The sequence below is a fragment of the Brevibacterium sp. RIT 803 genome (assembly GCF_016892625.1).
Classification (GTDB): domain Bacteria; phylum Actinomycetota; class Actinomycetes; order Actinomycetales; family Brevibacteriaceae; genus Brevibacterium.
Window position 1 is genome coordinate 218117 of sequence record NZ_JAFEMW010000006.1, and the last position, 13014, is coordinate 231130.

Consider the following 13014-nt stretch of genomic DNA (forward strand, 5'->3'; position numbering starts at 1 on the left):
TTCGATTCGATTGTAGACCTCGGATGAGTGAGGTCGGTGCGCGGGTCCGGATTCCGGACCCGCGGACTCAGATCAGGGTGGGCTTGACATCCAGGACACGTGAGAGCAGCCCCGAGATGAAGCCTGGTGAGTCGTCCGTTGAGAACTGTTTGGCCAGCGAGACGGCTTCGTCGATGGCTGCCTTGTCAGGCACCTCATCGTTGAAGAGGATCTCCCAGGTTCCGATCTGGAGCAGGGCCAGGTCGACGGCCGGCATCCGCTCCAAGGTCCAGCCTTCCGCATAGGTGGCGATGATCTCGTCGATCTCGTCACGATGGCTCGTGACTCCTTCGACGATCTCCACCGCGTACGCCTTCATCGGATAGTCGGGGTCGTTGGACCGCATGGTCACGATCTGATCGGTGTCGAGGCGACGCTGTCCTGCCTCGAACATGAGTTCCAAGGCCCGACGGCGGGCCCGCGTTCGTGCTGACACTTACTTGACGCGACCCAGGTAGTCGCCGTTGCGGGTGTCCACCTTGACCTTGGTGCCCTCTTCGAGGAACAGGGGCACCTGAATGTCGTAGCCGGTCTCCAGCGTCGCAGGCTTGGATCCACCGGTCGAGCGGTCGCCCTGAAGTCCCGGTTCCGTGTGGGTGATCAGCAGCTCGACCGAAGGCGGCAGCTCCACGGAGAGCGCGGTGCCCTCGTGGAAGGAGATCTGCAGGTTCTGGTTCTCAAGCATGTAGTTGGCGGCATCGCCGACGAGGTCGGGAGAGACGCTGACCTGGTCGTAGTCCTCGGCGTCCATGAAGACGTAGTCGGTGCCGTCATGGTAGAGGTACTGCATATCACGACGGTCGACATTGGCTGTCTCGACCTTGGTCCCGGCGTTGAAGGTCTTGTCGATGATCTTGCCGGAGATGACGTTCTTGAGCTTGGTGCGGACGAATGCCGGACCTTTGCCGGGCTTGACGTGCTGGAACTCCAGCACCTGCCACAGCTGCTTGTCGATATTGAGCACAAGGCCGTTCTTCAGGTCGTTGGTTGAAGCCACTAATTCGTCCTTCTTCGTGTCAGTCTTGGCCACCGCGAGGTGATGTGGTGTGTCTGGCAGTTTCGCCAAACAGCAATTCTAGCAAGCTCGGGTAGCAGCTGCCATTTCGGGCCGCTCAGCCCAGATCAGTGCCGAGCATGATGCGGGGCGAATCCTCGCCGATCTCCTGGTAGGCCGTGTGGAGAAGTGAGACGTCCGGGATCTCCACCGTCGCGGGTGCACCCACCTCACTCAGCAGCACCATGCGCAGCATCGAGCCGCGCGCCTTCTTGTCTCGCTTCATCGTGTCCAGGAGCTGCGGCCAGACATCGGCACGGTAGGCGATGGGCAGTCCCAGCTTGGTCAGCAGCTCACGATGGAGGTCGACGGTCTCCGGCGAGAGGCTCTTGACCATCGCCGCCACCTCCGCTGCGAAGACCATGCCCACGGACACCGCGGCGCCGTGGCGCCACTGATAGCGCTCTTTGTGCTCGATGGCGTGGGCGAGGGTGTGGCCGTAGTTGAGGATCTCGCGGCGTCCGGACTCCTTGAAGTCGTCTGCGACGACCTCGGCCTTGACGGCGATGGCACGTTCGATGAGCTCGCGCAGGACGGGACCATCCACCTCGGCGATCTCGGCCTTCGAGTGCCTGCTCACCAGATCGAGGATCGCGGGATCAGCGATGAAGCCGGTCTTGACCACCTCGGCGAGGCCGGTGAAGAGCTCGTTCTCCGGCAGCGTCTGCAGGGTGTCGAGGTCCACGAGGACGCCCGAGGGCGCGTGGAAGGAACCGACGAGATTCTTGCCTTCAGCGGTGTTGATTCCGGTCTTGCCGCCGATGGCAGCATCGACCATTCCGAGGACGGTGGTGGGAATGTGGATGACGGAGATTCCGCGCAGCCAGGTTGCTGCGACGAAGCCGCCGAGGTCGGACACGGCTCCTCCGCCGACAGTGATGATGGCATCAGTGCGGGTGAAGTCGCTCTGGCCGAGGACCTGCCAGCAGAACGCGGCGACCTGCACATGTTTGGCTTCCTCCGCGTCGGGGATCTCGGCCACAATCGCATCGAGACCGGTTGCGCGCAGGTCATCACGGACCGTCTCCCCTGTCGTCCGCAGAGCCCGCGGATGGATGACGAGCACCTTCTCGACGCGGGGACCGAGGAGCTCGGGAAGTTCGCCCAGGAGACCTTGGCCCACGAGAACCGGATAGTTCCCGCCGGCTTCGACATTGATGCGTGTGAGACTCATTGGTGCACTTTCCCCTTTGCTGCCTCCGGGCATGACATGACCGCGGTGGCTGAACTCTGAACCGGTTGCGACCTCAAGCCTAACTCTCCGGGTCGCGGCCCGAATACTTGGCATACTCCTCCGCACGCTGCAGACCAGTGAGGACGTCGACGACGCGGTTGACGATGGTCGAGGGATGCGAATTCGAGGCATGGACGCGGAACGTGGCGACCTGATCGTAGAGAGGTTCACGCTCGTTCACGAGCGCCAACCAGTTCTCCACCGGGGTTCCCGCACCGCGCAGCAGTGGCCTGTGCGGGGAGTTCAGCCGAGTCACGACGGTGTCGACATCGATGTCGATGTGCACGACCTTGATCGCGGGATGGCCCAGCTGGGCGCGGGTGCCCGGGTTGAGGATCGCTCCCCCGCCCAGGGAGACGATGCCTGGACGGTCGAGCAGGCGACGCAGGGCGCGCCGGACGACCTCGCGTTCGATCCTCCGAAAATGGTCCTCACCGCGCTCGACGAAGATCTCTGCGATGACGCCGTATTTCTCGACGATGTTCGCATCCGTGTCGATGAGCGGCAGATCGAGTCGATCAGCCAGGAGACGACCGATCGTGGATTTGCCGGCGGCAGGCGGTCCAGTCAGGACGATGCGCGACTGCGAGGCCGGGACCGGTTCCAGCGGTGGAACCGGTTTCGGGTGCGGGCGTTGAGTCATCGGCCGATGCGGAGGTTCTCCGGAATGGCGCCCACGTAGGCATCCAGGTTCCGCTTGGTCTCGGCCACGGAGTCTCCGCCGAACTTCTCCACCACTGCCTCGGCGAGAACGAGAGCCACCATCGCTTCGGCCACGACACCGGAGGCCGGAACCGCGCACACGTCGGAGCGCTGGTGGTTGGCCTTGGCAGGTTCACCGGTGACGACGTCGACGGTGGCCAGAGCGCGTGGGACCGTAGCGATGGGCTTCATGCCTGCCCGGACTCGCAGCGGTCCGCCTGTCGACATTCCGCCCTCGGTGCCGCCTGCGCGGTTGCTGACGCGTCGGATACCCTCCTCACCCACGGCGAGTTCATCGTGGGCTGCGGAGCCGGGGCGCCTGGTCGTGAGGAAGCCGTCGCCGACCTCGACGCCCTTGATCGCCTGAATGCCCATCAGGGCCCCGGCAAGTCGAGAGTCCAGCCGACGGTCCCAGTGGACGTGCGAGCCCAGACCGGGCGGCAGATCATAGGCAAGGACCTCGACGACTCCGCCGAGGGTGTCGCCGGCCTTCTTCGCAGCATCGATCTGCTCAACCATGCGAGCGGAGAGTTCCGGGTCGAAGCAGCGCACCGGATCGGCGTCGAGTGCGTCGACGTCCGTTGCCGACGGCAATGCTGGTTCGGTCCCAGTCTCTGTGGATTCCGCAGCCGTGCCGATTGCCACGGTATGGGAGACGAGCGTGATGCCGAGTTCGCCCAGGAAGTTCGCGGCGATGGTGCCCAACGCCACACGCATTGCCGTTTCTCGAGCCGAGGCACGTTCGAGGATCGGTCGAGCCTCATCGAATCCGTACTTCTGCATGCCGACGATATCGGCATGACCGGGTCGCGGTCGTGTCAGCGGAGCGTTCCGAGCCTGACCGGCCAGTTCGTCCTCGTCGATCGGATCGGGGCTCATCACGGTCTCCCATTTGGGCCATTCCGTGTTCCCGACCTCGACGGCCACGGGTGACCCCAGTGTCTGCCCGTGTCGCACTCCGCCGAGGAGGCGAACCTCGTCGGCTTCGAACTTCATCCGCGCTCCGCGGCCGTAGCCCAATCTGCGTCGAGCTAAGCTCGCGCGGATGTCTTCCCTGGTGATAGGAACGTGGGCGGGAAGCCCCTCAATGATCCCAGTCAGCGCTTCGCCGTGGGATTCGCCTGCAGTCAGCCATCTCAACATTCAACCGATTCTACAAAAGGATTGGGCCAAGCACCGACCCGAACCACATTCCGGATAGCATTGCCGGTCCGAACGGTATCGTCGTCGCCTTCAGGCTGCGTTTCACAGCGGCTGCCAGGAGAGCTGCGATGCCGGCGATGAGCATCATGATGATGAAGACGAGTGCCGGTGCCCAAGGTGAGAACAGTGTGGGCACACCGAAGACGACGAACGCGAGTTTGACGTCGCCGAGTCCCATCGTGCGCGCGTGCATCACCCGTCCGCTCAGGTAAAGGACGCCGAAGAACAGGGCCCCGGCGCCACCGGCGATGAGGCCGAGACCCCAGATTGCGGACTCCCCCAGCAGCTGCCCGAGAACGAAGGTGAGAAGTTCGATTCCGATGAGCGGATACACGATCCGATCCGGCAGCCGATGGACGACGATGTCGACGACAGCCAGGTACGGGGTGGCCGCGGCGACTGCACCCAGGCTCAGGGCCAGCAGAAGCCTGTCGACGGACCCGATGTCCGCACTGTGACCGGCGTCTGACAGTGAGCCGGCCTCGGACATCGAACCGAAGCCGGGTGCCGCGCCGGCGTCGGGGAAGAGCAGTGCGGCCGCAGCTGCCAGGACGATGCCGAGGATCACTAAGTGCAGAGGGCGGTACAGACGAGTCTTCGCGAGCACGGCTGCGTGGTCGTCATCGGCTGGCCACCACGAGTCGCTGCGGGCCAGGAGAATGCCGAGACCAGCACTGACGACGGCGCTGACTCCGATCGGCCACCCGTGGAGAACTCCGATGTCCACCCTCACCCGCCCTTTCCGTCCTTCTGGTCAGTCGCCTGCCGGCCCAGGTTGGTCTTCGAGTGCGCGGTACATGGCTGCTGTGATCACGGCGCGCCGCTCAGCGTTCTGCGTGGGGTCCCGAGTGAGGCCGGGCTCGGCGTCCGATGCTTCGGCCGCGGCGATGAACATCTCCGACTGAGCAACGGCCTGCTCGACGAGCATCACCGTGCCCTCTACCGGGATGAGGCCGTGGGATTCGGCTGCTCGAAGGAAGCCGGACTCCGCGGCGTAGGCGACGTCGAGGGCCACTCCGCCGCGGAAACCGGGAGACCACTGCAGTTCGGGGAGAGCCTCGGCGGGGAGAGTCGAGATGACCACGGCGGAGGGCTCGATCTGCCTCAGTGGCGCAGTGGACGCCGACACTCCGAGCTGTTTGCTGAGATCGAGGACCCGAGCGGCCCGATCAGGGTTTCTGACGAGGAATTCGACCGTGCTGATGCCCAGTTCGCTGCAGGCCAGCAGCGCCGAAGCCGCGGTCGCCCCTGCACCCAGGATGGTCGCCCTGTCAGCACCATCACCGTCGGCGGTGTTCACACCTGCAGTCGCGCCGAGACCGACGGCCGTGGCTGATATCGCGGCGGTGACAGCTGCTTCCCGACTGGTGTTGAGCCCGGGAGTCAGCGCGCGCACGATGCCCTGCACGTCGGTGTTGGCAACCGACGTCGCCACACCTCGGCGAACCAGTGTGTTCGCCACTCCGGTCAGCCTGGCTGTGTCATCGAGGCCCCACCCAGAGGTAAGCGCGAGTTCGACGAGCCGTTCCTTCAAAGGCATCGTCAGCGAGAATCCGATCTGGCGTCGGTGAGCTGCCAGGAAGGATTCGAGATCCTCCGCGCCGAGGTCGAAGCTGGCGTATTCGCCGCCTTCGAGGCCCAGGGCCTGAAATGCAGCACGATGAAGCAGCGGCGATTTGGAATGGGCGATCGGGCGACCGAGCACCGCAGCCGAGATCCTCATTTGTCGCCGTTGGCCTCTCCGTGCTCCCTGAGCCATTTCCGATAGATTTCGACATTCTTCCGATGTTCGTCATAGGTGTCGGCGAACTTGGTCTCCCCGGTGTCCGGGTTCGTGGCCACGAAGAACTGCCAATCACCTTCGGTGGGATTGAGCGCGGCATCGACTGCTCCGGCGCTGGGCGAATTGATCGGTCCCGGTGGCAGCCCCTTCTTCTTGTACGTGTTGTACGGACTGTCGGACTCGCGCTCCTCCTTCGTCGTCGTCAGGTCACTGCGGGCACCGTGGATATAGGCCACCGTCGCATCGGACTGGAGCAGTTCGCCGGTCCTCGAATCCTCTGAGATGCGGTTGAGGAAGACCTGCGCCACCTTCTTCCGGACCTCTTCGTCACCGGGTGATTCGATTTCGACGAGGCTCGCCAGGGTCATGATCCGATTCGCGTCGTCGAGATCGATGTCAGCGTTCTCGATCTCAAGCTTCGTCTTCTTGACCATCTCGGACACGATGTCCTCGGCCGTTCTATCCTGGTTCAGCTCGTAGGTTGCCGGATACAGGTACCCTTCCAGGCTGGGGGCGTCGACGTCGAGGCCGTAATCCTTCGGAGTCTTGTCATCAATGGCTTTGTCGACTGCTTCGGCCTTCATTCCCGACTCGACCATCGTCGACTTGATCTGGTCGATCTTGCGGCCCTCGGCGATCGTGATCTTGGGAGGTTTGATCGGATTGACGATCGCTTCCACAGCTGATTTGGAACTCATCTTCTCGCGCAGAATGATCGGCCCGGCCTGGATTGTGATATCGCGTCGCTCGACCTCATCGAGGAACGGCTCGGAGTTCATGATCACCCCGGCTTCGACGAGTTGATTGGCCACGGACCGAGCAGAGGCTCCGGGCGGGATCTCGATCGTGACCTCGCTGGTGCCCGCGCCCTCGTAGTCGCCTTTGGGACCGAACAGGTCATTGAAGACTCCACCTGCGGCTCTGACACCGAAGAATCCTCCGATGCCGAAGACGAGCACGCAGACGACGACGATGGCCGTCGTCCGACGCCTGCGCAGCATTCGGCGGCGCTTCTTTGCTCTGAGGTCGGACCTGGTCAGCCCTTCGTCTTCCGAGAACTCACCTGGGAACGGGCTCATAGCTCACTCTCCTCGTCGGGCATTGCTCGACCGGCTGGCTCACCGGTGTTGTGTTCGAATTCGAGGGCATTCTGCAAAATGATCACGGCGGCCTGGGCGTCGACGATCTCACGACGTTGACGTGAGTTCTTCCCTGCGGCGGCGAGAGCATGGTGAGCCTCGACCGTGGTGAAGCGCTCATCGACGAGGCGGATGGGCGTCGACGTGGCGAGGCTGATTCGCCTGGCGAACTCAAGTGCGGTCGCCGCAGCCGCCCGCGCCGCTCCGTCGAGGGATTTCGGGTCGCCGATGAGCAGTTCGATCGGTTCGTATTCGTCGATGATCTCCCGCAGCGCTCTCAGCGCAGCAGGCTCGTCGGTCCTCCGCACCACTGTCAGCGGCGTCGCGAGGATGCCGTCGGGGTCACTGCTGGCGACCCCGACCCGCACCGAACCGATGTCGAGGCCGATACGTCGGCCCCGGCGGAAACTCACTGGAGAGCTGCCTTGACCGCTGTGATGGCAGAGGGGATCGCGGAGACATCGCTGCCGCCGCCCTGAGCGAGGTCGGGTTTGCCTCCTCCTCCGCCGCCGAGTTCACCGCAGGCCAGTGACACGAGCTTGCCGGCCTGCTGCCCCTCATCGCGTGAGGCAGCGGTCGTGGCAACCACGACTACGGGTTTTCCGTTGCTCGTTCCGATGCCGAGGACCACGGCGGAACGATCCGCGACTCGACCGCGCAGGTCGGTGACGACTGTGCGGATGTCTCCTGCATTCGAGACCTCGCCGAGTTCGGCGACGACGAACAGCGTCGATCCCACGGTTTCGGCGTTGTCGAGGAACTTTCCGGCTGAGGCCAGGAGCTGCTGGGAGTTCAGGCGAGCGATCTCCTTCTCCGCATCCTTGAGCTTGGTCATCAGATCTCCGACGCGCTCGCGCACATCGGTTCCCGGCACCTTGAGCATGTCGGACAGGGAGGAGACGATGCTGCGTTCGGCGGCCAGCGAGCGGAAGGCGTCCATGCCGACGGCGGCTTCGATGCGACGTACGCCTGAGCCCACGGAGGCTTCGGAGAGCACGGAGATCGGCCCGACCTCGGACGAGGCACCGACGTGGGTGCCTCCGCAGAGTTCGCGGGAGAAGGGTCCGCCGATGTCGACGACGCGCACGATGTTCGGGTACTTCTCGCCGAAGAGCGCCATCGCACCGGACTTCCTGGCGTCCTCGAACGGCAGGAACTCGGTCCCGACCTCATAGTTCGAACGAACGGCGAGGTTGGCGACATCTTCGATCTCCGCCCGCATCTGCGCACTCGGGGCTTCGGGGAATGAGTAGTCGAAGCGCATGTAGCCTGGCTGATTCATCGAGCCGGCCTGGACAGCGTGAGTGCCGAGGATCTCGCGCAGCGCGGCGTGGACCAGATGAGTGGCGGTATGCGCTTGTGAACCCTGGAACCGGTGGTCGCGGTCGACGACGGCAAGGACCTCGGCCCCGACATGGATCTCACCGTCGATGACTTCGACCCTGTGCGCGGGGAGCCCCTTGATGGGATTCTGCACGTCGAGGACGCGGGCGGTGAAGCCATGGCCCTTGATGAGGCCGATATCGGCGCGTTGTCCGCCCGCCTCGGCGTAGAACGGAGTCAGGTCGAGGATGAGGTCAGCCGACTGTCCCGGCGTCAGAACTTCCTGGGCGAGCCCGTCGACGACGATTCCACGCACCCGGGAGTCGGCCTCGAGGCGGTCGTACCCGACGAACTCGGAGGCACCGTCTTCGAGCAGTGCAGAGTAGGCGGAGAGGTCGGCATGTCCGCCGCCCTTCTTCGCCTTCGCGTCGGCCTTGGCTCGGGTCCGCTGCTGACTCATGAGGGCGCGGAAGCCCTCTTCGTCGACGTGGAAGCCCTGCTCGGAAGCCATTTCCAGCGTCAGGTCGATGGGGAATCCGTGGGTGTCGTGCAGAGCGAATGCGACGTCGCCGCTGATGGTCTTGTCCGACTCGGGCAGGGAGGCCGCAGCGTTCTGGAACAGCAGCGTGCCCGACTCCAGGGTCCGCAGGAAGGCCTTCTCCTCGGCGTAGGCGATGCGGGAGATGCGATCGAAATCTGTCTCCAGCTCAGGGTAGGAGAGCTTCATCGATTCCATGGACACCGGCAGCAGCTCCGGCAGGACCTCGCTGGTCACGCCGAGGAGGCGCATCGCACGTACGGCACGCCGGAGGAGGCGACGGAGGATGTAGCCGCGGCCTTCGTTGCCGGGGCGGACACCGTCGCCGATGATGATCAGGGAGGAGCGAACGTGGTCGGCCACGACGCGCATCTGCACGTCGGCCTCGTGATCGGCACCATAGCTGTGGCCGGAGAGACGGCTGGCGGCCTCGATGACGGGGAAGACTTCGTCGATTTCGTACATGTTCTCGACGCCTTGGAGCAGGAAGGCGACACGCTCGAGGCCCATGCCGGTGTCGATGTTCTTCGCGGGAAGGTCGCCGGCGATGTCGAAATCGACCTTCGACCGGACCTCGCTGAGTTCGAATTCCATGAACACGAGGTTCCAGATCTCGATGTACCGATCTTCATCGGCCACAGGACCGCCTTCGACACCGTAGTCCGGACCACGGTCGAAGTAGATCTCGGAGCAGTAGCCGCCGGGGCCGGGCTGACCGGTGTGCCAGAAGTTGTCCTCGTTGTCGCGCGGCTGGATGCGCTCTCGTGGAATCGAGGTCTCTTCGAGCCACAGGTCGATGGTCTCGATATCGTCCTCATGGACTGTTGCCCACAAGCGGTTCTCGTCGAAGCCGAGACCGCCGTCGTCCACGGGGTTCGTCAGCAGTCCCCAGGCGAAGCGGATGGCTTCGCGCTTGAAGTAGTCGCCGAAGGAGAAGTTGCCATTCATCTGGAAGAAGGTGCCGTGGCGGGTGGTCTTTCCGACCTCTTCGATGTCGCCGGTGCGCACGCATTTCTGCACGCTGGTGGCGCGATTGAATGGGGCAGGCTCCCGACCGGAGAGATACGGGATGAACTGAACCATACCCGCGATGTTGAACAGGATCGATGGATCCGAGCTGATCACCGACGCTGAGGGGACGACTGTGTGTCCATTCGCTTCGAAGTAGTCCAACCAGCGCTGTTTGATCTCTGCCGTCTTCATCCAAGGCCTTTCACATGTTGCGTGTGCACTCTTGCACTCATCAGTGATTAGTTTAGTGGCTCATCCGCATTATGCGAGGTGCCGACGCTGCGCGCCGTCGACTTGCGTATGAATGCACAACTGCCCGGAACTCGACGTTCCGGGCAGTTGATGCCGTGCGATCCCTCTGGGGTGATCAGCGCGAGTAGTGCTCGACGACCAGCTGAACATCAACGGTCACAGGAACCTCTTCGCGCTTAGGGCGACGAAGCAGGGTGGTCTGCAGACCTTCGAGGTTGACATTGAGGTAGCCGGGAACTGCAGGGAGAACATCCTTGTGTCCACCGGCTGCTGCGACCTGGAACGGATCCATCGATGCGCTGCGCTCGTGAACCTGGATGGTCTGTCCTTCCTTCACGCGGAACGAAGGACGATCGACGCGCTGGCCGTCAACGGTGATGTGACGGTGCACGACGAACTGACGCGCCTGGGCGATGGTCCGGGCGAAGCCCGAACGCAGCACCAGTGCGTCGAGACGCATTTCGAGGAGCTCGACCATGGTCTCACCGGTCAGACCGGAGAGGCGGCTGGATTCCTTGTAGATCTTGAGCATCTGAGCTTCGCGGATGCCGTACTGGGCGCGAAGACGCTGCTTCTCCTTGAGACGGACCGAGTAGTCGCTGTCATTGCGACGACGTGCACGGCCGTGCTCGCCTGGAGGATACGGGCGACGCTCGAAGTACTTCTCCGCTTTCGGAGTCAGCGGCATGCCGAGGGCGCGCGAGACGCGCGTCATCCGGCGGTTACGTGCTGGTGCTGGCACTGTATTACCTTTCATCAATATGGTGTGTCTCGACCGGCCATGGGTTCTCGCCCAAGTCGACACGGTTGTTTCCCTGGATGGGAAAGAGGGATTGAGCGTCGAGATCCGCTCGCACCGACCGCCTTTAGGGTGCAGGCACAACAGCAACCAATCTTAGCGGATTCCACTCCCCCGGCGCAAAGCGACAGGACGGGGACACGAGCGAGGTGCTGCGGCGCAGCCGCTGGGTTGATCACAGGGCAGAAAGGATTTTTTCTGCCCGGCAGGTTCTGCTGCTCGGGCACCGGTGCGGTCGGCTCAGGTTCCGGTGCGGTCGGCTCCGCTGTCGGGCCTTCGCTTGGTGGGCAACCGCATTGCCGCATCGGCAACTTCGGCTCCCGAACCACCATAGATGTTGATGACGGTGTGGACTCCTGCCGCGGTGAGGGCGTCGGCCTGGTCCTGACGCTGGACCACTGCGGCGATGGCACCATCGAAACCGGCTATTCTCAGCTGCTCGAGTGCGAAGGTGTTCGAATCGTGGATCGCCATAGCCAGAATCACGGTCCGGGCTGTTCCTCCGACGACGATGCGATGCCAGAACTCGTGGTCTGTGGCATCGCCTTCCAGGACGTTGAACTTCTCTCCTTTGAGATCCTCCACCACCAGATGATCGTTGTCGACACCGATGACGGACAGACCCCCTCGGTCGACCAATCGTTCATAGGCACCGCGTCCGATGCGGCCCATGCCCAGCACCACCACCTCGGCGGTACCTGTGTCGATCGGGCGATCCGGAGGTCGCAGTTTCGCCTCATTCTCATCGGGCAGGACCTCATCGAGCCTGCCCACGATCTGCAGACTGTAGGAGTTGGTCAATGAGGAGACGATCATTGAGATCGCGACGGCCACAGCAGTCACTGTCAGCCAGCTGTCCTCGAACACTCCGTTGGCTGTCCCGACCGCCACCACGATGAGCGCGAATTCGGAGAAGTTGCTCAAGGCGAGACTGGTGCGGATGCTGGTCCTGTTGCGCAGGCCGAAGAGTCGACCCATCAGAAAGAAGCTGAGGAAGTTGAAGGGGATGAGAATCACACACAGGACGAGTGCCATGCCCAGGTCGGCCCAGGTCGGGATCGCCTGGAGTCCGATAACGACGAAGAAGGCGACGAGAAAGAGCTCCTTGACGCTGAACAGGGACTTCGACAACTCGGTGGATCTGGGATGGCCGGCGAAGAGCAGACCCATCACCAAGGCCCCCAGGTCACCATGGATGCCCACGGACTCGAAGGCCACGTATCCCGGGCCCAGCGCCATGACCACGCCGAAGAGCACCAGCAGTTCGCCTCGTCCCACTCGGTTGAGAAGGCGGCGCAGCACCCATGCTGCGGGGATCAGGAGAACGAGCGCGAAGGCCCACAGACTCGGTGGCTCCTCACCTGCAACGGTGATGAAGGCAACAGCGGCGATGTCTTGGATGACGAGGATGGCGATGGCGATCTGACCGTAGTACGAACCGTCGTCGGAACGGTCTTCGAGGACCTTGACCACGAGAACCGTTGAGGAGAACGACAGTGCGAATCCGAGCAGACCGATCGTGCCGAGTCCACCGTCGAGCGACACGACGCCGATGACCGCGGCCAACCCGATCGTGCCGGCTCCTACGAGGACACTGGAGATCATGTGAAGCGCGGCCGTACCGTAGGCCTCGGGCTGGAGAAGGGATCGCAGATCGAACTTCAGTCCGATGGTGAAGAGGAGCAGAACCACACCGAGGTCGGAGACCCGTTCGAGACCGTCGAATGCGGAGAAGCCGAGGAAGTGAAGCAGGAATCCTGCACCGAGGAAGCCCACCAGTGGTGGAATGTGCAGTTCACGCGCCACCAATCCCAGAGCGAGAGCGGCCGCGATGGTGACGATGATGTCCTGCACGTCACCCCTCCTCGGCCTCTCAGGCGCCGGCGAACCGACTCTGGCCGCGGCGTTCCTTCATCCTGTGCACAAAACTACCGCGT

At 63.4% G+C, this 13014-nt stretch carries 12 protein-coding genes; all 12 read right to left on the reverse strand.

Annotated features, from left to right (window positions below):
• Positions 1-67 precede the first annotated feature (67 nt).
• Positions 68-475: a transcription antitermination factor NusB gene (gene nusB / locus JTF07_RS18975; protein ID WP_198396295.1), complete on the reverse strand. Its 408-nt coding sequence runs from the start codon at positions 473-475 to the stop codon at positions 68-70.
• On the reverse strand, positions 476-1036 hold the full coding sequence (gene efp, locus JTF07_RS18980; protein WP_143921795.1) for an elongation factor P: 561 nt from the start codon (positions 1034-1036) through the stop codon (positions 476-478). It abuts the gene before it with no gap.
• A gap of 115 nt (positions 1037-1151) precedes the next feature.
• Complete coding sequence (gene aroB / locus JTF07_RS18985; RefSeq protein ID WP_204235753.1) at positions 1152-2267, reverse strand: 3-dehydroquinate synthase; 1116 nt, start codon at positions 2265-2267, stop codon at positions 1152-1154.
• A gap of 79 nt (positions 2268-2346) precedes the next feature.
• Positions 2347-2970 (reverse strand): shikimate kinase, encoded by a 624-nt coding sequence (locus JTF07_RS18990; RefSeq protein ID WP_204235754.1) that lies wholly within the window; start codon positions 2968-2970, stop codon positions 2347-2349.
• On the reverse strand, positions 2967-4172 hold the full coding sequence (gene aroC, locus JTF07_RS18995; RefSeq protein WP_204235755.1) for a chorismate synthase: 1206 nt from the start codon (positions 4170-4172) through the stop codon (positions 2967-2969). The genes JTF07_RS18990 and aroC overlap by 4 nt, the downstream gene beginning before the upstream one ends.
• Before the next feature lie 10 nt (positions 4173-4182).
• On the reverse strand, positions 4183-4965 hold the full coding sequence (locus tag JTF07_RS19000) for an A24 family peptidase (RefSeq protein WP_204235756.1): 783 nt from the start codon (positions 4963-4965) through the stop codon (positions 4183-4185).
• Positions 4966-4986: 21 nt separating this feature from the next.
• On the reverse strand, positions 4987-5955 hold the full coding sequence (locus tag JTF07_RS19005; protein WP_204235757.1) for a shikimate dehydrogenase: 969 nt from the start codon (positions 5953-5955) through the stop codon (positions 4987-4989).
• Positions 5952-7094: an endolytic transglycosylase MltG gene (mltG, locus tag JTF07_RS19010; protein ID WP_204235758.1), complete on the reverse strand. Its 1143-nt coding sequence runs from the start codon at positions 7092-7094 to the stop codon at positions 5952-5954. Before mltG ends, JTF07_RS19005 begins: the two co-directional genes overlap by 4 nt.
• Positions 7091-7567 (reverse strand): Holliday junction resolvase RuvX, encoded by a 477-nt coding sequence (ruvX, locus tag JTF07_RS19015; RefSeq protein WP_204235759.1) that lies wholly within the window; start codon positions 7565-7567, stop codon positions 7091-7093. The genes mltG and ruvX overlap by 4 nt, the downstream gene beginning before the upstream one ends.
• Complete coding sequence (alaS, locus tag JTF07_RS19020; RefSeq protein ID WP_204235760.1) at positions 7564-10218, reverse strand: alanine--tRNA ligase; 2655 nt, start codon at positions 10216-10218, stop codon at positions 7564-7566. The genes ruvX and alaS overlap by 4 nt, the downstream gene beginning before the upstream one ends.
• A 175-nt stretch (positions 10219-10393) precedes the next feature.
• Entirely contained in the window at positions 10394-10993 is a 600-nt protein-coding gene (gene rpsD, locus JTF07_RS19025) for a 30S ribosomal protein S4 (RefSeq protein WP_186293019.1), read from the reverse strand.
• 324 nt (positions 10994-11317) lie between these two features.
• The gene (locus JTF07_RS21010; RefSeq protein ID WP_353844030.1) at positions 11318-12931 is read right to left on the reverse strand and encodes a cation:proton antiporter domain-containing protein; all 1614 of its coding nucleotides are present in this window, start codon (positions 12929-12931) and stop codon (positions 11318-11320) included.
• Between the last annotated feature and the right edge of the window lie 83 nt (positions 12932-13014).

Coding starts and splice junctions, on each gene's coding strand:
- aroB (WP_204235753.1), bottom strand. CDS start 2,267: ATGAGTCTCACACGCATCAATGTCGAAGCCGGCGGGAACTATCCGGTT.
- JTF07_RS18990 (WP_204235754.1), bottom strand. CDS start 2,970: ATGACTCAACGCCCGCACCCGAAACCGGTTCCACCGCTGGAACCGGTC.
- aroC (WP_204235755.1), bottom strand. CDS start 4,172: ATGTTGAGATGGCTGACTGCAGGCGAATCCCACGGCGAAGCGCTGACT.
- JTF07_RS19005 (WP_204235757.1), bottom strand. CDS start 5,955: ATGAGGATCTCGGCTGCGGTGCTCGGTCGCCCGATCGCCCATTCCAAA.
- mltG (WP_204235758.1), bottom strand. CDS start 7,094: ATGAGCCCGTTCCCAGGTGAGTTCTCGGAAGACGAAGGGCTGACCAGG.
- alaS (WP_204235760.1), bottom strand. CDS start 10,218: ATGAAGACGGCAGAGATCAAACAGCGCTGGTTGGACTACTTCGAAGCG.
- rpsD (WP_186293019.1), bottom strand. CDS start 10,993: ATGACGCGCGTCTCGCGCGCCCTCGGCATGCCGCTGACTCCGAAAGCG.